Annotated in this window: 18 protein-coding genes and 1 tRNA gene; 12 read left to right on the top strand and 7 right to left on the bottom strand. The window is 37.0% G+C overall.

The window, feature by feature from the left end:
• Window positions 1-172 precede the first annotated feature (172 nt).
• Window positions 173-243: transfer RNA gene (locus A9996_RS15535), tRNA-Cys, on the bottom strand.
• Window positions 244-295: 52 nt separating this feature from the next.
• Window positions 296-658 carry a dihydroneopterin aldolase gene (folB, locus tag A9996_RS15530; protein WP_066437123.1) on the bottom strand — a complete coding sequence of 121 codons (363 nt, stop codon included), beginning with the start codon at window positions 656-658 and terminating at the stop codon, window positions 296-298.
• Between the two features lie 120 nt (window positions 659-778).
• Here folB and A9996_RS15525 point away from each other — a divergent pair, with 120 nt between their 5' ends.
• Both A9996_RS15525 and A9996_RS19945 read left to right on the top strand, forming a co-directional pair.
• On the top strand, window positions 779-2,797 hold the full coding sequence (locus A9996_RS15525) for a glutamine--tRNA ligase/YqeY domain fusion protein (RefSeq protein WP_066437121.1): 2,019 nt from the start codon (window positions 779-781) through the stop codon (window positions 2,795-2,797).
• 183 nt (window positions 2,798-2,980) lie between these two features.
• The gene (locus tag A9996_RS19945; protein WP_157487232.1) at window positions 2,981-3,151 is read left to right on the top strand and encodes a hypothetical protein; all 171 of its coding nucleotides are present in this window, start codon (window positions 2,981-2,983) and stop codon (window positions 3,149-3,151) included.
• 141 nt (window positions 3,152-3,292) lie between these two features.
• Here A9996_RS19945 and A9996_RS15520 read toward each other — a convergent pair whose 3' ends face one another.
• The 3 genes from A9996_RS15520 to A9996_RS15510 all read right to left on the bottom strand — a co-directional run bounded on the left by A9996_RS15520 (window position 3,293) and on the right by A9996_RS15510 (window position 7,120).
• Window positions 3,293-4,234, bottom strand: coding sequence for an SPFH domain-containing protein (locus tag A9996_RS15520; protein ID WP_066437120.1), 942 nt, complete (start codon window positions 4,232-4,234; stop codon window positions 3,293-3,295).
• A 204-nt stretch (window positions 4,235-4,438) separates the two neighbouring features.
• Window positions 4,439-5,950 (bottom strand): glutamate--tRNA ligase, encoded by a 1,512-nt coding sequence (gene gltX / locus A9996_RS15515; protein ID WP_066437117.1) that lies wholly within the window; start codon window positions 5,948-5,950, stop codon window positions 4,439-4,441.
• Window positions 5,951-6,076: 126 nt separating this feature from the next.
• Window positions 6,077-7,120, bottom strand: a complete 1,044-nt coding sequence (locus A9996_RS15510; RefSeq protein ID WP_066437114.1) for an alkane 1-monooxygenase — start codon at window positions 7,118-7,120, stop codon at window positions 6,077-6,079.
• Between the two features lie 437 nt (window positions 7,121-7,557).
• On the opposite strand from A9996_RS15510, the gene A9996_RS15505 reads away from it, so the two are divergent.
• From A9996_RS15505 to A9996_RS15485, 5 genes are all read left to right on the top strand, one after another.
• On the top strand, window positions 7,558-10,962 hold the full coding sequence (locus A9996_RS15505; RefSeq protein ID WP_066437111.1) for a coiled-coil domain-containing protein: 3,405 nt from the start codon (window positions 7,558-7,560) through the stop codon (window positions 10,960-10,962).
• Window positions 10,955-11,365, top strand: a complete 411-nt coding sequence (gene ybeY, locus A9996_RS15500; protein WP_066437110.1) for an rRNA maturation RNase YbeY — start codon at window positions 10,955-10,957, stop codon at window positions 11,363-11,365. Before A9996_RS15505 ends, ybeY begins: the two co-directional genes overlap by 8 nt.
• 149 nt (window positions 11,366-11,514) lie before the next feature.
• Window positions 11,515-13,386 (top strand): tRNA uridine-5-carboxymethylaminomethyl(34) synthesis enzyme MnmG, encoded by a 1,872-nt coding sequence (gene mnmG, locus A9996_RS15495; RefSeq protein WP_066437107.1) that lies wholly within the window; start codon window positions 11,515-11,517, stop codon window positions 13,384-13,386.
• A gap of 518 nt (window positions 13,387-13,904) precedes the next feature.
• Window positions 13,905-14,765 carry a class I SAM-dependent methyltransferase gene (locus A9996_RS15490; protein ID WP_066437129.1) on the top strand — a complete coding sequence of 287 codons (861 nt, stop codon included), beginning with the start codon at window positions 13,905-13,907 and terminating at the stop codon, window positions 14,763-14,765.
• A 216-nt stretch (window positions 14,766-14,981) separates the two neighbouring features.
• The gene (locus A9996_RS15485; RefSeq protein ID WP_066437105.1) at window positions 14,982-15,497 is read left to right on the top strand and encodes an OmpH/Skp family outer membrane protein; all 516 of its coding nucleotides are present in this window, start codon (window positions 14,982-14,984) and stop codon (window positions 15,495-15,497) included.
• A 78-nt stretch (window positions 15,498-15,575) separates the two neighbouring features.
• On the opposite strand, the gene A9996_RS15480 is transcribed toward A9996_RS15485, so the two are convergent.
• Window positions 15,576-16,730 carry a DNA polymerase III subunit gene (locus A9996_RS15480; protein WP_066437103.1) on the bottom strand — a complete coding sequence of 385 codons (1,155 nt, stop codon included), beginning with the start codon at window positions 16,728-16,730 and terminating at the stop codon, window positions 15,576-15,578.
• Window positions 16,731-16,851: 121 nt separating this feature from the next.
• Between A9996_RS15480 and A9996_RS15475 the strand changes: the two genes are divergently transcribed.
• The 3 genes from A9996_RS15475 to A9996_RS15465 all read left to right on the top strand — a co-directional run bounded on the left by A9996_RS15475 (window position 16,852) and on the right by A9996_RS15465 (window position 20,789).
• A complete protein-coding gene (locus A9996_RS15475) occupies window positions 16,852-18,039 on the top strand; it encodes a phosphoglycerate kinase (RefSeq protein WP_066437100.1) in 1,188 nt (395 codons plus the stop codon).
• 162 nt (window positions 18,040-18,201) lie between these two features.
• Window positions 18,202-19,791 carry a lytic transglycosylase domain-containing protein gene (locus A9996_RS15470; RefSeq protein WP_066437097.1) on the top strand — a complete coding sequence of 530 codons (1,590 nt, stop codon included), beginning with the start codon at window positions 18,202-18,204 and terminating at the stop codon, window positions 19,789-19,791.
• Window positions 19,792-19,817: 26 nt separating this feature from the next.
• Window positions 19,818-20,789: a DUF4837 family protein gene (locus A9996_RS15465; RefSeq protein ID WP_066437094.1), complete on the top strand. Its 972-nt coding sequence runs from the start codon at window positions 19,818-19,820 to the stop codon at window positions 20,787-20,789.
• A 59-nt stretch (window positions 20,790-20,848) separates the two neighbouring features.
• Here A9996_RS15465 and tatA read toward each other — a convergent pair whose 3' ends face one another.
• The gene (tatA, locus tag A9996_RS15460) at window positions 20,849-21,043 is read right to left on the bottom strand and encodes a twin-arginine translocase TatA/TatE family subunit (protein ID WP_066437091.1); all 195 of its coding nucleotides are present in this window, start codon (window positions 21,041-21,043) and stop codon (window positions 20,849-20,851) included.
• A gap of 113 nt (window positions 21,044-21,156) precedes the next feature.
• Between tatA and A9996_RS15455 the strand changes: the two genes are divergently transcribed.
• Both A9996_RS15455 and A9996_RS15450 read left to right on the top strand, forming a co-directional pair.
• A complete protein-coding gene (locus tag A9996_RS15455) occupies window positions 21,157-22,023 on the top strand; it encodes a M23 family metallopeptidase (protein WP_066437087.1) in 867 nt (288 codons plus the stop codon).
• Window positions 22,023-23,522, top strand: coding sequence for a GH3 auxin-responsive promoter family protein (locus A9996_RS15450; RefSeq protein WP_066437086.1), 1,500 nt, complete (start codon window positions 22,023-22,025; stop codon window positions 23,520-23,522). The genes A9996_RS15455 and A9996_RS15450 overlap by 1 nt, the downstream gene beginning before the upstream one ends.
• Window positions 23,523-23,530: the final 8 nt, after the last annotated feature.

The following is a 23,530-nucleotide window of genomic DNA, read 5'->3' as shown; positions in this document are numbered from 1 at the left end:
TAATTTTTAATAAAATTAGGAAAACTAAAAAACCCCAAACAAAAGTTTTAGGTTTTTGGGGCATCAAGCGTCCCGACGCATCGGGAGAACCGCTGTAGAAGTTTATGTACTTTAATCAATTTTTTATAAAAATTGGAAATAAAAAACCCTCAACAAAAGTTGAAGGTTTTTGAGGCATCAAGCGGATTCGAACCGCTGTAGAAGGTTTTGCAGACCTCTGCCTAGCCACTCGGCCATGATGCCAAATTTGGAAGTGCAAATAGTAAAAAAAATAAACTTGGTAAGCTATATAGTTCTATGTTTTTCGCCTCTCTGTCATTTTTATGGTCACTTTTTCCACATCGCCACCAATAGGAGGGTTTAGTTTACTCACGCAAACCGTGGCTTTTGTAACCAACTGGTCTTCTCTAAAAATACGATTCAATATACGTTTGGCAACCGTTTCAAGCAAATAGGATGGGATCTGCATTTCTTCTTTGATAATCTTGTTTAACAAAACATAATCCACAGTATCACTTAATTTATCTGTGGTTGCAGAGGGTTGCAAATCTGCTTTCACTTTAAGGTCTACACGATAGTCACTACCAATTTTTGTCTCTTCCTTTAAACAACCATGGTGTGCAAAAACCCTGATATTTTCAACTTTTATAATGCCCATAATTCCATTTATAGCCACAAAAATAAGGCATTTATAGAACTAAAAAAATCCCTAATTTTGCATTTGGATGCGTATTGCGCATTTAAAGACATTAATGAATAAGAAATAAGTAAGCGTATTATGTCAGAAGAATCAAAATCACTCAATTTTATTGAACACATTATAGAAGAAGATTTGACCAACGGAATGTCTAAAGATGACCTCAGATTTAGGTTTCCTCCTGAGCCTAACGGTTACTTACATATTGGCCACACCAAAGCCATCGGTATTAGTTTTGGTTTGGGTGAAAGATATAATGCGCCTGTGAACCTTCGGTTTGATGACACCAATCCTGCTAAGGAAGAACAAGAATATGTAGATGCCATTAAAGAGGATATTTCTTGGTTAGGCTATACCTGGTCCAAGGAATTGTATTCTTCTGACTATTTTCAACAGTTGTATGATTGGGCCGTCTATCTTATTAAAGAAGGGAAAGCCTATGTGGATTCGCAATCTTCTCAAGCTATGGCTGAGCAAAAGGGAACGCCAACCCAACCGGGAGTGGATGGACCATATCGCAATAGAAGTATTGCCGAAAATCTTGAACTTTTCCAAAAAATGAAAAATGGGGAATGTGAAGAAGGTTCTCATGTGTTGCGTGCCAGAATTGATATGAAACATACCAACATGTTGATGCGTGACCCATTGATGTACCGTGTTTTGAAAAAACATCACCACAGAACGGGTAACGATTGGTGCATTTACCCAATGTATGATTGGACGCATGGCGAAAGTGATTACCTAGAACGTATCTCGCACAGTTTATGCTCGCTTGAATTTAAGCCTCACAGAGAGCTTTATGACTGGTTCTTGGACCAAGTAGTCGCATCAGACACCATACGTCCAAAACAACGCGAATTTGCGCGTTTAAACCTGAGTTATACCATTATGAGCAAACGGAAGTTGCTTAAATTGGTAGAAGATAACATTGTTTCCGGATGGGATGATCCGCGTATGCCTACCATTTCTGGCTTGCGCCGGCGTGGTTATACACCCAATGCTATTCGTAAATTTGTTGAAACTGTTGGGGTTGCCAAACGTGATAATGTTATTGATGTGGCATTGTTAGAATTTTGTATCAGAGAAGATTTAAATAAAACAGCGCCAAGAGTTATGGCCGTTTTGGATCCCGTAAAATTGGTAATCACCAACTATCCAGAAGGAAAAGAGGAGTGGTTGGAAGCTGAAAACAATCAGGAAGATGACAGTGCAGGTTTCAGGAAAGTACCTTTTTCTCGAGAATTATATATTGAAAGAGACGATTTTAAAGAACAAGCAAGCAGCAACTATTTCAGGTTGACCTTAGGGAAAGAAGTGCGTTTAAAAAATGCTTACATCATTAAAGGTGAACGTGTGGTTAAGGATGCTGCTGGGAACATTACTGAAATTCACTGTACCTATACTGAAGATACTTCTAAAAAAGTGAAGGGAACCTTACATTGGGTGTCTATTAAGCATGCTATTAAGGCTGAAGTTCGTGAATATGACCGTCTGTTTATGGATGAGTCTCCAGATGCACATCCTGAAAAGGATTTTATGGAGTTTTTAAATCCGGAATCCTTAAAAATTATAACAGCATATGTAGAACCGAGTTTAAAAGACGCAAAAATTGGAGAGCGTTATCAATTTCAACGCCTGGGCTATTTTAATGTAGACAAAGATTCATCTGCTGAAAAGCTAATGTTCAATAAAACAGTTGGCTTACGTGATTCTTGGGCCAAGGAATCACAAAGTGTTGGGAGTGGTGAAAAACAATCTGAGAAACAATCAAAAGCTCAAAATAACCAACCACAGCGAAAGGCGATTGATATCATTCAGCAACTAGGAAAAAAGTACACCAATCTTCCCGAAGAAAAACAGTTAAAAACGAAAGCTGAAATCCAAGAACATGCAAAAAATGTGAGTTATGACGACTTGCATCCTTGGTTTAATACAGCAGCTAAAAAAGTGGGCACGCGTATTGCCACTATGATTACGCTTAGGGTATTATTGGAACAAGGTCTAGACAAAAATGAAGATATTAACACCTTTGTTGCCTCTGGATTAGAGGATACTAATGAGGCTTTGGTTACGGAGTCAAAAAACATTTCTAGACTTTAAAGAGACTTAACTAATGCAGTTTTGAGTCATGCATCCTTAAAGCTATAAAAGGGTATACCAACAATATTTTCCATTTGATAATGTATGTCTGTTTTCACACACGTCAGGTTCAGATGGAGTAGGTGTTGAGGAAAGTTGGTAGGAACAGTACGAATTGGACTATCATAAGCTGAAAACACACAGATGACAAGAGATCGGAAAGATAATTATCCTGCGTATCAAAAATATTTGGATGAAAACACGATGACGCTCCATGAAGCTGACAAATCCGATGTTGAGGTAATTATTGAAACTTTTAAGAATTATTTGAGCAGTTTAAAAGAACTGGTCAAAAAATTCAAGAAAGCGCAATAAATAAAAAAGAGGCTGTCTCATAATTCATGAAATAGCCTCTTTCTCTTTTTTACTTTCGGACTCCAATTGGAGACCATTTCTTAAATATTCAATTCTCAATGACTAGTTTTTGTTTTGAGACTCCTTCCTTTTTGAGATTTATTACTGCTTCTTTTCATTTTCTTTCTTCTTGTTTTTAGCTTCTTTCATAGCTTCACCAATTTGGTTACTTGCTGAAAAGCTGGCCACCATGTTATTTAACATGTCACTTCCAGCCTGGGGTGAATTTGGCAACAAAATCAAGTTACTGTTCACGTGTTCCCCAATAGATTGTAAGGTGTCATAATGTTGTGTCACCACAATTAATGCTGAAGCTTCCTGTGAGTTGATACCCACCCGATTTAAAACATCAACCGATTCTTCAAGACCACGTGCAATTTCCCGACGTTGGTCAGCAATACCCTGTCCTTGCAAGCGTTTGCTTTCTGCTTCTGCTTTGGCACGTTCTACAATTAAAATACGAGCAGCATCACCTTCAAACTGAGCAGCGATTTTCTCACGCTCAGAAGCGTTAATTCTGTTCATGGCAGCTTTCACTTGTGCATCAGGATCAATATCTGTCACTAGGGTTTTGATGATGTCATAACCATAGTCTGACATGGCATCGTTCAATTCTGTTTTAACGGCAATGGCAATGTCATCTTTTTTGACAAAAACGTCATCCAATTTCATTTTAGGTACTTCGGCACGCACCACATCAAACACATAACTTGTAATTTGATCATGTGCATAATCCAGTTTGTAGAAGGCGTCGTATACTTTTTCTGAAATCACCATAAACTGAACAGAGATTTTTAAACGTACAAAAACATCATCTAAGGTTTTGGTTTCTACAATCACATCAAGCTGTTGGATTTTAAGGCTCATCCGACCTGCTATACGATCTACAATTGGAATTTTCATCTGCAAACCAGAATGACGAATGCTCAAAAATTTTCCAAAACGCTCAACAATAGCCGCAGATTGTTGCTTTACGGTAAAAAATGAGGACAGGAATATGATGAATAGAAATATGACAATAATTGGGAAAACAAATGGGAACATAGTATGTTTTTTTAGGGTTAAATAATTTAGAATACTAAATTAAACTATAATTGCTCGGAAACTTCTATTTTTTCTTAAAAGCTCAGGCATTTTACCTATTATACTTGTAGCCCCGAAACCTATTTAATGCATTCTACACGTTAAAAAAAGGCTTAGTTCAATTATGCTGAACTAAGCCTATATTTTTTAATTGAAACTCTAAATTTATAAGGTCTGCACTAAATTTTCAATGCGTTGAACAGTCTCAGCTTTTCCAATCATAAACATGATTTCAAAAACATCAGGACCTTGCATGGCACCAACTAAAGCCAAGCGCAACGGTTGCATTACTTTTCCAAAACTGACGTCTTTTTTGCCAATCCAAGTTTTGACATCTGTCTGAATGTTGTCAACCGTAAAATCAGAACTGTGACTGATAATTTGAGCCAACTCACTCATCAATTCGCGAGCGTCATTGTTCATGATTTTTGTAAATGATTTCTCATCATAGCTTTTAGGCGGTTCAAAAAGGAAGGAAGATAAGTCCCAGAAATCAGAAATATAGGTGGCACGTTCCTTAATCATTCCAACAGCCAACGACACGTAATTGACGTCAATATCTTTGAGTTCAGGCTGATTATTTTTAAAAGCTTCGGCCAGCTCGTCATCATTTTGCATTTGCATATAATGATGGTTGTACCATTTAATTTTATCAGGATCAAAGCGTGCTCCAGATTTATGGACACGATCCAATTCAAATGCTTGCGTTAGTTCTTCCATAGAAAAAAGCTCTTGTTCTGTACCTGGATTCCATCCCAGAAAGGCTAAAAAGTTGACTAGAGCATCTGCAAAGTAACCGTCTTCTCTATAACCACGCGAAATATCACCAGATTGCGGATCTTTCCATTCCAAAGGAAATACTGGAAAGCCTAATTTATCACCGTCACGCTTGCTCAACTTCCCTTTTCCTGTCGGTTTAAGAAGCAATGGCAAATGTGCAAATTGAGGTTTGTCCCATCCAAACGCATCATACAATTGATAATGTAAGGCTAGGGAAGGTAGCCATTCTTCACCGCGGATCACATGGGAGATTTCCATTAAATGGTCGTCCACAATATTGGCCAAATGGTAAGTGGGCATGCCGTCACTTTTGAACAATACTTTATCATCCAAAATATTGGTATCAATAGTAATGTCGCCTCTCACCATATCTGTTAAGTGCAAGGTTTCATTTTTAGGTGATTTAAATCGGATGACATAATCGTCACCATTGTCTATTTTTTTCTGAGTTTCTTCTTTGGAAAGTGACACGGAGTTCAACAATAACTTTCTGTTATGCCAATTGTAGATAAAGGTTTTCCCTTTTGATTCATGATCTTTTCTATAATGTTCCAAACTCTCAGCAGTATCAAACGCATAATAGGCATTACCAGAAGCAATCAGTTGCTCAGCATAATCTCTGTACAAATGTTTGCGTTCGCTTTGTCTGTAAGGACCAAATTTCTCATTCTTACCTGGACCTTCGTCAAAAGAGATTGCGCACCAATTTAAAGCGTCAATCATATATTTTTCAGCACCTTCTACATACCTGTTTTGATCTGTATCTTCTATCCTCAGAATAAAAGTTCCATTGTGTTTTTTCGCAAATAAATAGTTGAATAAAGCGGTACGGACACCACCAATATGAAGCGGTCCTGTTGGACTTGGTGCAAAACGCACACGAACGTGATCAGTCATTTTGTTTGATTTATGCTTACAAAGATAGTTGAGATGTTAGAACAGGGAAAAAAGAATGGAGAAAAAGACATAAAATCTTTTATAATTGAAACCTTTACAGAAACATTATATCTGTTTTTGATTTAATTAGGGAGAAACCATTTCATGTGGAATCCGTTTGTTCATAATAGCAAACCAAAGTGGTGGCATAAGTGCCAAAACCATCGATGTTGGATATCCAAATGGCATTTGCGGACTCTCTAAATGACAGTCTAAAATCTGGTATTTTTTTGTGCTCTTATAATGGTGATCACTATGCCGTGTCAATTCATAAAGTACAATGCGACCTATTACATGATTGGAATTCCAGGAATGGATTTTAGACACGCGCTCATAACGTCCTGAGGGCAGTTTGGTTCTTATAAGTCCGTAATGTTCAATGTAGTTCACCGTTTCTAGTAATACAAAACCAACAATTCCGGCGAAAAGGGCAAAAATAAAAGCCGCGTTTCCAAATATTAGAAACACAGTAACCAAATAAGCGATTTGCAATAAAGCATACCACAACATGTCATTATAACTGCTGATGAATGCGGCGTTTCTTCCTTTTAATAAATTTATTTGGATGCGCCATGCGTTTGCATATTGTCTAAAAACGGAAGTGATCCAAAAGCTATAGACAGTCTGGTTATAACGTGCTGTTGCAGGGTCTTCCTTTGTAGCGGCATGTAAATGATGTCCAAAATTATGCTCAATATAAAAATGCATGTATAGGGCAGGAAGTAGGAGCGCTTTTCCGAGATACCGTTCATTAGTACTTTGTCGGTGACCCAATTCATGGGCGACATTGATGCCGTTCACGCCTAAAACAATACCCACGGATAGGATCAGTCCAACATACTCATACATTTTTAAAGATACCGTGCTTACGGTAATAAAAGAAAAAATCAATAAGCCATAAACGATTGGTAAGTTGAGATATAAAAACCAGTCAAAAACTCTTTTTGTTAAGAGGTTTTCAGATTCTTCTTTGGAGATGTTGTAAGTATCAACAGGAAATAGTATTTCAAGAATTGGAATCATTACAAAAGCATAAATTGGCGTTATGAAGCTAAAAAGACCTTGATAGTACAATCCCAAGAACGCCATAAATGGAATAGAAAATGCCGATAAATATTTTAAATCTTTCATGGATAATTTATGTTTGTTCACGTACCGAAGGAAAGCTCATTTTAGACTAGAATGACAGTCCTAAGAAAATTATTGACCTAATTTTATTGGTCTCAGATTTTGTTAAAACTATGTACTTTAGTGCATCTCGCTTTAGCTTCTAAAAATTTTGACACGAATTTCACGAATTTTCACGAATTCATTGGTTCATTGAAAATACAGTCGTAAATCATTTACTGTAAATTTCACGAATGCAACAGACTTTCAGTCTGTTTTAAAAAATCTATGGCACTTTAGTCCATAGTGATTTAGTTTGAAGTCATGGTTTCGCAACCGGACGCGCAAAAAACTTTCATTGATTGCTCTAAATTAACACAAGCTTATCTAATTAAGGCAATTATAGGTTAAAATAAAATTGTAGTTTAGTAAGTTAAATAGTTAGGTCTTTCAAAGCGATTATGAACAATTTCAGCAGCATACAAACCAAACTCGAACAGTTTATCAGGCGTTACTACACTAACGACTTGCTAAAAGGCAGCATTCTTTTCTTTGCCATTGGGTTTATATATCTTTTGATAACCTTGTTTATTGAGTATATCTTATGGCTGAATCCAACGGCAAGGGCCATTTTGTTTTGGGTTTTTGTTGCAGTTGAATTGGGCCTGTTTGTGAGGTTTATACTTTGGCCATTATTAAAATTATTTAAATTTCAGGATGGAATCGACTTTGAGGAGGCTTCCAAGATAATTGGCAAACACTTTCCTGAGGTCAATGACAAATTACTGAACGTACTCCAACTTCAAAAAACCTCCCAACAGTCAGAACTTTTAATGGCAAGTATTGAACAGAAATCTACGGAATTACATCCTGTGCCTTTTAAACTGGCTGTTAATTTTAGAAAAAGCCTTGTTTATCTGAAATATGCGGCCATTCCTGTATTAATCTTACTACTTACGTTCTTTACTGGGCATTTTAACTGGTTCAGTGACAGTTATCAACGTGTGGTCAATTATAAAACCGCTTATGAACCACCTGCACCTTTTCAGTTTTTTGTGGTAAATGAGCAGCTTCAGACTATAGAAAACAAAGAATTTAAATTGGTTGTAAAAACTGCAGGGAAGGTTGTTCCAGAAAATGCTCAAATCCACTATTTGGGTGAAACTTATTTTTTAAGACCAACAGCTCCAGGAGCCTTTGAATATATTTTTCCGCAATTAAAGAACGACGTTTCATTTACACTTTCAGCGAATGGTGTGATCTCAAAACCTTATGAACTAAATATTGTTAACGTGCCCACGTTGGTGAATTTTGAGATGGTCTTGGATTATCCGTCATATACCAATAGGGTAGATGAGGTCTTGAAAAGTACAGGAAATACGACTGTCCCTGAAGGTACCGCTATCACTTGGAAAATCAAGACCCGCTCTACAGAGCAAGTGGTCATGTATGCTAATGATACTTTGGATTTTGATATCAAAAGCGAGGGTAGCTTTGAAATTTCCAAACGTCTCTATTCAAATTTGGAATACAATATTGCGACAAGTAACAAATCGCTGAAGAACTATGAAAATTTGGCATATAGTATTCAAGTCACCAAAGATGCGTACCCTGAACTTAATATGAAGGTTGAACTAGATTCTATTGACCAGCAATCACTCTACTTCTACGGCCAGGCTAGTGATGATTATGGCTTGAGCAAATTGCAATTGGTGTACTATCCCGCAGAAAATGAAGTTGATAAAAAAATGGAAGACATTCCTGTCGTCCAGTCAAATTTTGCTGAATTTGTGAGTGCTTTCCCCAATAATTTGTTTTTAGAAGAGGGTGTCACTTACGAAATTTACTTTCAAGTATTTGATAATGATGCCATTCATAAATTTAAGAGTGTAAAAAGTAATGTGTATACTTATCGAAAGCTCACTAAGGATGAAGAAGAGGTTAAACAATTGAAGGAGCAGAATGAAACGATTAAAAATTTGGACAATTCTTTTGAAAAAATGAAACTTCAGGAGAAGCAGTTGGAAGAATTATCAAAAACTCAAAAGGAAAAAGAACAGCTCAATTTCAATGACAAAAAAAAACTTGAAAGTTTTATCCAGCGTCAAAAGCAGCAAGAGGAGATGATGAAAAATTTCAATAAACGACTCAAAGAAAATCTTGAGGATTTCCAAAAGGAAAATACCGAGAACGATCCATTTAAAGAAGATCTTAAAGAGCGTTTAAAAGATAATGAAGAGCAACTGCAAAAGGACGAAAAACTTTTAAAGGAACTTGAAGCGCTTCAAGATAAAATCCAAAAGGAAGAACTGACTGAAAAATTGGATGACCTTGCCAAGCAAAATAAGAATAAACAAAAGAGTTTACAGCAATTGTTGGAATTGACCAAAAGGTATTATGTGGCAAAGAAAGCAGAAAAGTTGCAAGAAGATCTTGAAAAATTGGCTGAAGATCAAGATGAATTGTCCAAAGAAAATAAAGAGGAGAATACTAAAGAAAAGCAGGATGATTTAAATGAGGACTTTGAAGATTTCCAAATGGAATTGGATAAACTGCAACAAGAGAATAAGGCCTTGAAGAAACCATTGAATGTGCCTCAGGACTTAGAGACAGAAAAGGAAATTCAAAAAGATCAACAAGAAGCATCTGAGGATCTTGAAAAGAAAGAAGATGCAGAAGAAAAGAATGACCAAAATACTGTTGATCAGAAGCAAAAGAGTGCGCAACAAAAACAAAAAGACGCTGCAAAGAAAATGAAGCAAATGAGTGCTAAAATGAGCCAGTCAATGATGTCTGGAGGTCAAGAACAAATGCAGGAAGATGCAGAAATGTTACGCCAAATTTTGGATAATTTGGTGTTGTTTTCATTTGATCAAGAGGGTTTGATGAATCAATTTAAAAGCATTCAAATAAACCATAATCAATATGGTAAATTTCTACGCAAGCAAAGTAGCTTAAGAGAGCATTTTGAGCATATCGATGATAGTTTGTTCGCATTGTCCCTTCGCCAGCCGAAACTGTCAGAGGATGTCAATAAGAAGATAACTGACGTTTTTTATAACATAGACAAGTCTATGGGACAACTTTCTGAGAACTTACTCTATCAAGGGGTGGCGACGCAACAATATACTATTACGGCTACCAATGATTTGGCTAGTTATTTAAGTGATATTTTGGACAATATGGAATCGGCAATGAATCCCGGACAAGGAAAGGGGAAAGGACAAGGAGGTGAAGGGATGCAATTGCCAGATATTATTATGAGTCAGAAGGAATTGAACAAACAGATGGAAGAAGGCTTAAAAAAGAGTAGCTCGGGTAAACCAAAAAATGGGGAAGGAAATGAGAACGGTGATGGTGAAAAAGGTGAGAAAGAGAATGGAAAGTCTGGTAAAGAAGGAAAAGAAGGGAACGGGGGTACATCTGACGGAGAAGGTGAGGGCTCTTCTGAAACTATGAATGGTGAACTTTATCGTATTTACCAACAACAGCAACAGTTACGGCAGGCTTTAGAAAATAAATTACAAGAAATGGGTAAGTCGGTTCAAGGTCAAAATCTCTTGAAGCAAATGGAGGCTATTGAATCAGATTTGATCAATAAAGGATTTACCAATCAGACCTTGCAGCGGATGATGAGTTTACAGCATCAACTGTTGAAACTGGAGAATGCCACCTTTATGCAAGGAGAAGAAAATAGGCGAGAGTCTAATACCAATTTGAAGCAGTTTGAGAACACCTCTAACAATCAAATTCCTACAGCCAAAGAATATTTTAATACTACTGAAATATTAAATAGGCAAGCCTTACCTTTGCAGCAAATTTATAAGAAGAAGGTTCAAGAGTATTTTAAAAAGGAGAATGATTAGTTATAATTACGAAACAGAATTACAATTGGACAATGAGCAAAAGTTGTCTGAATGGATAGCAAAAGCCATTACTGAGGAAGGCTTCAACGAAGGTGAAATTAATTACATTTTCTGTGATGATGCATATCTCTTAAAGTTGAATGTGCAGTATTTAGATCATGACACTTTAACCGATATTATTAGTTTTGACTATACTCTTGGGAAGCAAATAAACGGTGATGTTTATATTTCTGCTGAGCGCGTAAGGGAGAATGCCAAAGATTATGCGGTAAGTTTTGAGAACGAAATGAGTCGGGTGTTGATACATGGAATTCTACATTATTGCGGTTACAAAGACAAGAGCGAAGCAGACGAGGCTGAGATGCGTTCGAAAGAAAATTACTACTTAGCACAGCTCGACTGACTATCTTGAAATCAACGTATATTTGCAAACTTTTCTTTTCGCCTGTAATGGATAGGTGATATCTGGTGGTATTTGCAGTTATCGTCGGTTAGAGATTAGAGCTATATGATGTTCCACGTGGAACACTGATAAATTAAAATTTACAAACTATGTTTGAGAATGTATATGATGTAATCGTTGTGGGCGCAGGGCATGCAGGGAGTGAAGCTGCGGCTGCTGCTGCCAACATGGGAAGTGCTACCTTGCTGATTACGATGAACCTTCAAAATATTGCGCAGATGTCTTGTAATCCTGCCATGGGTGGAATTGCGAAAGGGCAAATAGTTCGTGAGATAGATGCTTTGGGAGGGTATAGTGGCATTGTGAGTGATACGTCTGCTATCCAATTTAAAATGCTGAATAAGTCTAAGGGACCTGCAATGTGGAGTCCGAGGGTTCAAAGTGACCGGATGCGATTTGCTGAAGATTGGAGATTGATGCTTGAGCGCACGCCTAATCTTGATTTTTATCAAGAGATGGTTTCAGGATTGATAGTGGAAAATCATAAAGTTGTTGGTGTAAGGACGTCACTAGGTTTAGAGATCAGAGCCAAATCTGTTGTTCTTACTAATGGTACTTTTTTGAATGGATTGATTCATATAGGAGATAAGAACTTTGGAGGGGGAAGAGCAGGTGAGAGGGCTGCAACTGGTATAACTGAGCAGCTCGTTCAGTTGGGCTTTGAATCTGGCAGGATGAAAACAGGGACTCCACCACGCGTAGACGGAAGGTCATTGGATTATTCAAAAATGATAGTGCAACCCGGTGATGAGGTTCCGGAAAAGTTTTCTTATTCTGACGTCACGAAACCATTGACTCATCAGCGTGATTGTCATATGAGTTATACCAGTCCGCTAGTTCATGATTTATTGCGTGAAGGGTTCGACCGTTCGCCAATGTTTAATGGTAGGATTCAAAGTACAGGACCACGTTATTGTCCGTCTATTGAAGATAAGATCAATAGATTCGCAACTAAAGATCGTCACCAGTTATTTGTTGAGCCAGAAGGGTGGAATACTGTTGAGGTGTATGTCAACGGATTCTCAACTTCGCTACCAGAGGATGTCCAATTTAAGGCATTGCGATCTGTGGAGGGTTTTGAAAAAGTGAAATTCTTTAGGCCTGGTTATGCTATAGAGTATGATTATTTTCCACCGACACAATTGAAACACACACTAGAAACGAAACTGGTAAGAGGTCTGTTTTTTGCTGGTCAAATTAATGGAACCACAGGTTATGAAGAGGCTGCTTCTCAGGGATTGATGGCGGGTATAAATGCAGCCCTTCAAGTTCAGGAAAGAGACGAGTTTACATTAAAGCGTAATGAAGCCTATATTGGTGTTTTGGTGGATGATTTGATTACCAAGGGCACTGAAGAGCCTTATCGAATGTTTACATCTCGAGCAGAATATAGGACGCTTTTGCGTCAGGATAATGCTGATTTGAGATTAACCCCTAAAGGATATGAGCTTGGGTTGGTTTGTGAAAAACGTCTTAAACGAATGGAAGAAAAACATTCAAAAGCAGAGGCGTTTGTAGAATTCTTTAAAGACACGAGTGTCCAGTCTCAAGATATCAACCCCATTTTAGAAGTCAATAATTCGGCCGTTGTGAATCAATCAGGAAAGCTGTTTAAAATTTTTGCAAGACCAAATATCTCTATGGAAGATATACGGAAAATTGATAGTGTAGAGGCCTACATACAAGGGCATGATCTTGACAAGGAAACTATAGAGCAGGCCGAAATACAAGTAAAGTATTCTGGTTATATAGATAAGGAAAAGAATAACGCTGAGAAACTGAACCGTTTGGAAGACCTTAAGATTCCATCCGATTTTGATTATTCCCTAATGAAATCTATGAGCACAGAAGCAAGACAGAAGTTAGAGAAGATTAAGCCTCGCACCATCTCTCAAGCATCTAGAATCAGTGGCGTATCACCTAGTGATGTTTCTGTTCTCTTGGTGTATATGGGCAGATAATTATGAAATCAAACTCGAGTGTTCCACGTGGAACCTTCAATAATACTTTTGTATTAGTTGCGTTTTTTATCTGAAAATATCACTTTCGATATCTATTTTGGGTTTAGAAATTTCAATTTTCAAGTATAAATTACCTTCAATTTTTATGTTATAGTTAGTGGCATTAGGGTATCAATAATGGATTTAAAATCGATTATGGGTGTATCATCTTTTTGTAAATTTCAATACGGAAACACCAATTTCTAATGAATTAGTTCGTGATAATTGATGATATTCGTGTCTCATTATCGGTATAATCAGAAGTACCTGTCTTGAAAATTACTAAAGTGGAATGACAAATTCGAATATTTAATTTGTAGCAGTTTTTGAGTTTGGTGTCTATGATGACTTTGGTGTGAAAACAGGAAAGACTCATGAAGTGAAATTCCTCGAGAAAAGTAAATGCTAATTTTTGCCAAAGATGTCTACTATTTATTAAATTCGCCTTGAACAAATTAATTGTAAATAGTAATCATCACGTGTCAAAATCATCCCCAAAAATCATCTATATAAAAGTTAAGGATCATTCAGTTTCTGGAGAAGACTTCGAATTAATTTTGAATGATGAGTTGGAAATGCTAGAGACCTTTCCAAAGCCATCTCAAGAAAGATTGCCTGATTATTATAAAAGCGAAGATTACATTTCGCATACAGACTCTAAACGAAATCTATTTGAAAAAATATATCATCTTATAAAAGGCATTGCCTTAAAAAGAAAATTAAAGCTCATAGATTCGATAGCGAAAGACTCAAAATTAGTATTGGATGTAGGATGCGGAACTGGCGATTTTCTGCACGTCGCTCACAAGGCTGGATGGACAATATCTGGAATAGAACCCGATGAGGAAGCTAGGGCAATTGCCAACAAAAAAACCAATGGCGCTGTTTTTAATACCGATCAACTTTTCAAATTGGAATCTGAAAGTTTTGATGTGATCACGCTCTGGCATGTGTTAGAACATTTGCCTGATCTTGACCAACACCTTTCACTCTTTAAAAAATTGTTGAAATCAGATGGTGCTCTGATTATTGCTGTCCCTAATTATAAAAGTTATGATGCTCAAGTGTACAGCGAATTTTGGGCTGCTTATGACGTGCCAAGACATCTTTGGCATTTTAGTCAAAACACGTTAAAAAAATTGGCGGATAAGGCAGATATGAAATTAGTCGAAACCGTACCGATGAAATTTGACGCTTATTATGTAAGCTTGTTGTCTGAAAAATATAAATCAGGTAAAATGAATTATCTCAAAGGTTTTTGGAATGGGTGGCGCTCAAATGTTAGTGCGAGAAAATCTGGTGAGTATTCTTCCCTGATTTATGTCATAAAGAAGACTTAAACGCGATTTAAAGCGTTTTTAGGGCTTTTTGTACCTCGCATGAGGATTGAATATTCCAAATTTTTAAAACAAGCTGTAAATTAACCGTGTTAGGCTATTTTGGATTTATATAATCTATGGTTTTTAAAATTTCCATTAATATAATCAATGGGACATATTTTTGCTAATTTCCCAATGACTTTATTACATTTGCAAAAAACTTAATACAAACAAAGAATGAAAAAAGGTTTTATCGCTCTATTAACTTTAGTGATGTTGTCATCATGTCAAGAGCAAACAAAAATTGGATTTGTTGATAACAGCAAATTAATTAATGACTATCAAAAGAAGAAAGATATTGAAGCTAAATTTCAGGTGGAAATCGATGCCTTCAATAAAAAGGTTGATAGTATAGGTCAGTCTTTTCAAGCACAAGCCGCAGAAATGCAAGGCCAAGACCCTAACATGGTTCAGAAAAGCTCTCAAGAAAAATACCAAGCATTGGCCCAACAATACCAACGTTTCCAACAGCAATTTCAAATGGAGGAGCAACAAATCCAAAAGGAAAGTCAATCTCAAATAGATACGCTTATTAAAGAAGTCAAAGCTTTTGTTAAGGGTTATGGAGAAAAGAATGGTTATTCTTACATTTTGGGTAGTAATGAAGCAGGAAGCGTGATGTATGGTGATGACAGCCAAGATTTGACAAAAACTATTTTAGAGGCTCTTAATGCTGAGGGTAAAAAAGACTGATTTAAAAGTCATATAAACGTTAACAATCTAGCTGAGCAGTTAAAAAACTGCTCATAATATTATATAAAAGGCCAGTTTTTAACTGGCTTTTTTATGCAATAACCTCGTCAATTTTATCGACAAATCCGTCAGAATTATTTTCGAATTTCCGTTGCGTTCAATATGGTAAATGGCATCCTGAAGTTCCTGGCTGATATCCATAATATTACCTTCATGTATGTATGGCGCAAAATTTTCTAACTTAAAATTTTTTGTTTTCGGCTCCATAAAGACCAATTGGTTGGCCTTGTAATTCATCAAAAGGGCTTGTCTGAAAAAATCAAGACAGAATTGTAAAAACTGTTTTTGTGTTTCACGACCAGTTTTGGCAATCTGCTCACTCCAACTAATTAAATCGTGAATTGCCGTTTTATTGCCTTTTGCCTTAAATGCACTGCGGATCCAGAATACAAACCATTCTTCAAACTGAAGATCTTCAGAATCTTGATATACCAAATCACAGGCTTTATTATAATTACCATTAGATTGATGTGCTATTTTGGTAGCAGTAGCTTCATCTAATTGGTAATTTTTTTGTAACGCCTCTGTAATGACAGCTTCAGCTAATGGCGGAAAGTGTAATACCTGACAGCGGGATCTGATGGTATTGATAATTTGTGCTTCGTCTTCTGCAATAAGTATAAATACCGTTTTAGCAGGAGGTTCTTCAATAAGTTTGAGCAGTTTGTTAGCGGCAGAGGTGTTCATCTTTTCTGCCATCCAAATAAGCATTATTTTGTAACCGCCCTCATAAGATTTTAGTGAGAGTGCTCTGACAATATTTAAAGCCTCGTCAACCCCAATTTGTCCCTGTTTGTTTTCAATGCCCAAAAGACGGTACCAATCAAAAAGATTACCGTAAGGTTGTTCTTTAAGTAGTTGGCGCCACTCTGCCATAAAATGATTTGAAACCGGATGTTTTTTCACCTTATCGGTTGTAGCAACAGGGAAAGCAAAATGTAGATCAGGGTGGGCGTAGTTTTGAAATTTCAAGTTACAGCTTTCATTGCCTCCCGTATTTTCACTTTGTTTATTGCCGCAAAGAATATACTGTGCATAAGCGATAGCCATGGACAAAGTGCCTGAACCTTCAGGCCCGACAAATAGCTGTGCATGAGGTATGCGGCCGTTGTCCACACTTTGGGTCAAATGGTTTTTAAGATGTTCTTGGCCTAAAAGAGTACTGAATTGCATGGCACAAAACTATGTATTTTTTTTCATTAAAGATGTTGGAATTCCAATTCCTAAAAGAATGCATTTTTTATCGTTTTAGAATTAGTTACATTTGTTTTCCATTCAATAAAAACAAACTTCAATGAAAACCATAAACGACTTCAATTTTAAAGACAAAAAAGCACTTATCAGAGTAGATTTTAATGTCCCTCTGGACGACCAATTAAAAGTAGCCGATGATACGCGAATTGCTGCGGCAAAACCAACTATTATCAAAGTATTGGAAGATGGCGGGAGTTGTATCCTAATGTCACACTTAGGAAGACCAAAGGGTGTTCAGGAGGAGTTTTCTTTAAAACACATTTTAAATGACGTGGAACAAATTATTGGCGTTGAAACCATTTTTGTTTCAGATTGTATTGGCGAAGAAGCCCAAACTGCTGCAGATAATTTAAAACCAGGTCAAATTCTATTGCTTGAAAATCTGAGATTTTACAAGGAAGAGGAAGCAGGTGACAAGACTTTTGCCGAAAAATTATCGAAATTAGGCGATATTTATGTTAATGACGCTTTTGGTACGGCGCATAGAGCACATGCTTCAACCGCCGTTATTGCTCAGTTTTTTCCAGATAAAAAATGTTTTGGGTATTTGATGGAACAGGAAATTCAAAGCATCAAGAAAGTTATGGAAACGGGTGAAAAACCTGTATTGGCTGTTCTTGGTGGCGCCAAAGTATCTTCTAAGATCACCATTATAGAAAACATATTAGATAAAGTGGACCACTTGATTATTGGAGGCGGAATGACCTTTACCTTCGTTAAAGCACAAGGGGGAAACATTGGTGAATCTATTTGTGAAGATGATAAAATGGAATTGGCTTTAGAAATCCTTAAAAAAGCACGAGCTAAAAATGTCAAAGTACACCTTCCTGTTGATGTTGTGGCTGCTGATGCCTTCAGTAACGATGCCAACACTCAAATTGTAAAAGTGGCTCACATACCAGATGGATGGCAAGGGTTAGATGCCGGGCCGGAATCTATTCAGAATTTCCATGATGTGGTACTACAATGCAAAACCATTTTATGGAATGGACCGTTGGGCGTTTTCGAAATGGAGAATTTTGCCAAAGGAACTATTGAACTTGGAAATGCCATTGCAGAAGCTACCAAAAATGGCGCATTTTCACTTGTAGGTGGTGGCGATTCTGTTGCTGCGGTAAAACAATTTGGATTTGAGGATAAAGTGAGTTATGTCAGTACAGGTGGCGGCGCAATGTTGGAAAGTTTGGAGGGAAAAACATTGCCAGGCATCGCAGCGATTTTAGAATAGTTGCCATCAAATACAAAAGCGTGAGTAATTGAATGAAGTTTAAAAGCGTAATTATCCGATGAAATGCAGATTATTGTGTTAAAATGTTGTTTTCTACCATCATTTTGAATATTATTGTACGATTCTAACGAACAAATCGTTGATCTATAAAACACCTTACTAATGAACCAAAAAATAGTATCTCTAACGTTTGGTGCTTTATGTATATGTGGCCTTACTTTTTCGCAAGTTAAAACTTCTAAAAAAGATGCTACAAAAGCACCCGATAAAACTGTTTCAGTTCCAATTGATTCCATTAGTGATGGGAATAAATTGGATGTGAAAGACATAGAGCCCGTTGCTGACTCTTTGAACGCAAAAAAGATTGAAGATTTAGACATCGCCTTTAATATTGACCAAAAATGGCTTGATGAACTTTACGGTAACGAACTTTTTGATAGTATTTATCAATCTGTCACGGATCTAAAATATGATGCCGTCGATTATCCGGAGTTGCCTACTGATACGTTAAAAGTTCGTCTCAAAAAATTAAGTGCTAAAACGCCTTTCAATATTGAGTACAATCCCTCTTTGGAAAGTGTCATTAAATCCTATTTAAAACACAGACGTAATTCTTTGGAGCGATTAATGTCTTTGAGCGATTATTATTTTCCTTTGTTTGAAAAGGAGCTGGACAATTACAACATTCCTTTAGAGATAAAATATTTGGCAATTGTTGAATCGGCTTTGAAACCACGCGCAAAATCGCGTGTTGGCGCAACCGGGTTATGGCAATTTATGTTTGCTACGGGTAAAATGTACGGGTTAAATGTGAGCAGCTATGTTGATGAGCGCAGTGACCCTATAAAATCAACAGAAGCAGCCAGTAAATATTTGGCTAAACTATATGAGATTTTTGGCGATTGGGATTTGGCTCTTGCAGCCTATAATTCGGGCCCGGGTAACGTAAGTAAAGCCATCCGTCGATCTGGAGGGTATGAAAATTATTGGAATATCAGACCCCATTTGCCTCGCGAAACCGCAGGGTACTTGCCAGCTTTTTTGGCTACGATGTATATCTTTGAATATGCTGAGGAACATGGCTTCAAAAAACATAGACCAAATTTTAGGTATATGGAGACAGATACCATCCACGTGAAACAAATGATCAGTTTGGATCAAGTGTCTGAACTTTTGGAGCTTCCTATGGAAGAGCTTCAGTTCTTAAACCCCTCTTATAAATTAGATATTATTCCCTTTATTGAAGGCGAAAATTATACGTTGAGATTGCCAAGACATGCCGTTGGTAAGTTTGTAAATAATGAAGCGAGTATTTACGAACATGTTACCAATGAAATGAACAAGCGTGAAAAACCGCTACCTCAATTTTTTGATTCTGAGACGAAATCCACCTATAAAGTCAGATCAGGAGATAATTTGGGTAAGATTGCGCGGCAATTTAATGTAAGGGTATCCCAACTGAAATCATGGAATGGGTTGCGCAGTAACAATATCAGGATAGGCCAACGCCTCTCGGTTTATAAATCACAGCCTGCAACTTCAACATCATCAACTACAACCAATGCATCTAGTAGTTCAGATTCAAAAAGTACAACTTCAAATTCCGCAAAAACGTATAAAGTGAGGTCTGGAGATTCTTTATGGAGCATTTCTAAAAAATTTCCTGGGGTTTCCATGCAGAATATCCAAGATTGGAACGATATTAGTGGTAATAATTTAAAAGTAGGTACAACACTTAAAATTTCACGCTAAGTGTACTAATTCTTAAAAACTATACCATGAAAACCTTTTACGCTACTGTCTTTGCCTTAATTCTGTTTACTTCTTGCAATAATGGCAAAGACCAACGAATTATTCCAGGATCTAATGGAAACATTAATGATCTTTTAGTGGTTGTCGATAACCTCTTATGGGAGGATAGCGTAGGAGAAACTATTAGAGATGTCGTGGCGGCTCCTGTGCCAGCATTAAATCAGGAGGAACCATTATTCTCCCTCAGCCAAATGCCACCTATGGTATTTGACGGCTTTGCAACAAAAAGCAGAACCATCCTAAAAATCGAGAAAGGAGGGCCAGCGGGTATGGTTATCAAAAACGATGTGTACGCCAGACCTCAAACGGTAGTGGTCGTGTCTGGCAAAACAGACCAGGAAATCAAAGAGCAGCTTGAAAGTAATGGAGATAAAATCATTGCAGCTTTCAAAAAGGAAGAACTAAAGGAAAACCAGCGCCGTATTAAAATTTCATTAATGGATGACGCAGCACTTGAAAAAGCTTTAGGTGTCAAATTGAAATTCCAAACAGCTTATAGAATTGCTAAACAGGATAAAGATTTCTTCTGGATCCGAAAAGAAATTCCCACTGGAACCATGGATATCATGATTTATGAAGTACCGTTAAGTACCATTGAAAAAGGAGACAGTACTATTGTGGATATTGTGAGAATGAGAGACTCTATTGGAAAGGTTCATATTCCTGGGCCGGTAGAAGGCTCTTATATGATTACAGAAGAGGCCTACACGCCCTTTCTGTTTGAGACCAAACTTGATGGCAAACCGACGTACGAAACAAAAGGTCTTTGGGACGTGAAAAACGCCTTTATGTCTGGGCCATTTGTAAATTATGCCATCAAGGATACCGCCAACAATAGATATGTCGTTATTGAAGGCTACGTATTTTCGCCTTCTGTTGAAAAAAGAGACAATATTTTTGAGTTGGAAGCGATTATTAAATCCATACAAATACAATAAACAAAAGAGCCAACTGTTCAAGTTGGCTCTTTCGTTTTTATTTAAAGACAAAAATACAATTATTGCTTTTTATCTGTCGATGTTTTTGTCTCGTCACCGTCTTCTTTACTGGCATCTTTGAACTCTTTAATACCGCTTCCTAAACCTCTCATGAGTTCCGGGATTTTCTTCCCTCCAAAAAGTAATAATACCAAAACAACTACAACTACTATTTGCCAAACTCCAATAACTAAAAAAATACTTGCTGCTATCATAACATTTGATTTGAATTGCAAATTTAATAATTAAACTTCAAATTATACGTTAAAAACAAACTTTAGATGAAAGACATAAAAAATTGCCCTAATTTTATTTAATTTTGTTTTGCATGACAACTATAAAAAAAGAGAAGAAATTTAAAAAGAAATTACTTCATAAGTACCGTTTGGTAGTGCTTAATGAAGATACTTTTGAAGAGCGTTTTGCCATTAAATTGACGCGCTTAAATGTGTTCGTTATTGTTTCATTATCCACGATCCTTTTAGTAGCCGCCACAATTTTTTTAATTGCATTTACATCCCTTAGAGAGTTTATTCCTGGTTATTCTTCAGCTAAATTAAAAAGACAAGCCACGGAGCTCAGTTTTAAGACTGATTCCTTACAGCAAATTATTGAAGTAAATGACAAATATTTTAGTTCTATAAAGCGTGTGTTGAACGGAGATGTCAAAACCATCCAATTCAATAAAGATTCTATTTTAAATGCTGCCAACCAGGATACTGCTGAATTAACTATAAAACCAACCAAAGAAGACTCTCTGCTGCGCGAAAAAGTGGACAAAGAAGACAAGTACAACCTTTTTGAATCTGCCATATCTGCATCAAATTTTGTGCTGTTTCCTCCAGTAAACGGGAATATTTCAGAAGGCTATAATGTGAAGGAAAAACATTATGCGGTAGATATTATTGTTGCAAAAAATACGCCCGTAAAGGCTACGGCCGATGGTACTGTTATTTTTGCAGAATGGACGGCAGCAACGGGTTACGTAGTTATTATAGAACACAGTTATGAATTGATCTCAGTATACAAGCACAATGCGTCCCTGACCAAAGAGCAAGGAGATATTGTAAAAGCAGGGGAAGTTATTGCTATGGCAGGAAATAGCGGAGAATATTCTACAGGACCACATTTGCATTTTGAGTTATGGAGTAAAGGTTACCCAATCAATCCAACCAATTTTATAGATTTTAAATAATGTTTTCAATAAAATCTGCACTAGCCAAACCCTTTGCGTTCTTTATAAAAAGATCGGTCTTAAAATGGGCCAATAATCCGATTGAAACTCAAGACGCTGTGTTTAAAAACCTTATTGATGAGGCAAGGGACACTTCCTTTGGCAAGGACCATGAATTTTCAAATATTAAATCCCATTCAGATTTTATAACCCAGGTTCCCATCCGTGATTATGAAGATCTAAAGCCTTATGTTGAACGGGTTGTTGCTGGAGAACCTGATATTTTATGGAAAGGCAAGCCACTTTATTTTGCAAAAACCTCCGGAACCACCTCTGGTGCTAAATACATACCCATTACTAGAGAGAGTATGCCAACCCATATTGAGGCCGCCAGGAATGCCATTCTGATGTACATTGCAGAAACGGGGAACTCTGATTTTGTCAATGGGAAGATGATTTTCCTTCAAGGGAGTCCAGTATTACATGAGAAAAACGGGATACAGCTAGGACGCTTATCAGGTATCGTGGCGCATTTTGTTCCAAAATATCTCCAAAAAAATAGAATGCCTTCTTGGGAAACCAACTGCATTGAGGACTGGGAAACTAAAGTGGAAGCTATTGTTGATGAAACGTTGCCCGAAAATATGACCGTGATTTCTGGAATACCCTCATGGGTACAGATGTATTTTGAAAAAATTAATCAGAAGACTGGGAAAAAAGTGGGTGATGTTTTTAAAAACTTCAACTTATTTATTTTTGGAGGGGTCAACTATGAACCTTATCGTGCCAAATTTGAAAGTCTTATAGGACGAAAGGTTGACAGTATCGAACTATATCCTGCCAGCGAAGGGTTTTTCGCCTATCAAGATCAGCAGAATGAAAGGGGCATGCTACTTCAATTAAATTCTGGTATTTTTTATGAATTTGTTGAAGCTGAAGCTTTTTTTGATAAGGATCCCAAACGAGTCACCATCAAAGATGTGGCTTTGAAGACCAATTATGTAATGATTATTTCTTCCACCGCAGGTCTTTGGGCGTATAACATTGGAGACACTGTAGAGTTTACGTCGTTAAAACCTTATCGAGTAATAGTTTCTGGCCGCATTAAGCACTTTATTTCTGCTTTTGGTGAGCATGTTATTGGTAAGGAAGTAGAGCAGGCGCTTAAGGAAGCTGTTGAAGGTTCTAACGTGGAGGTATCAGAATTTACTGTGGCGCCACAAATCAGTCCTTCTAGCGGATTGCCGTATCATGAATGGTTTATTGAGTTTGAAAACGAACCTGAAAATCTGCCCCAATTGGCAAAAAAGATTGAAGCCTCCTTACAAACACAAAACAGCTATTATTTTGATTTGATTGGAGGGAAAGTACTTCAGCCATTAAAAATCACTGTAGTGAAAAAGAATGGCTTTCAAGATTACATGAAATCCATAGGGAAATTGGGAGGACAAAATAAAATCCCCAGACTCTCCAACGACCGGAAAATAGCAGACATTTTGATACCAAAAAAATTTAACTAAATAATCCT

It is taken from the genome of Gelidibacter algens (genome assembly GCF_001678675.1).
GTDB classification, from domain to species: Bacteria; Bacteroidota; Bacteroidia; order Flavobacteriales; family Flavobacteriaceae; genus Gelidibacter; species Gelidibacter algens.
Note: the sequence above shows the minus strand (reverse complement) of the source record. Positions and strands in the feature narration are given on the sequence as shown.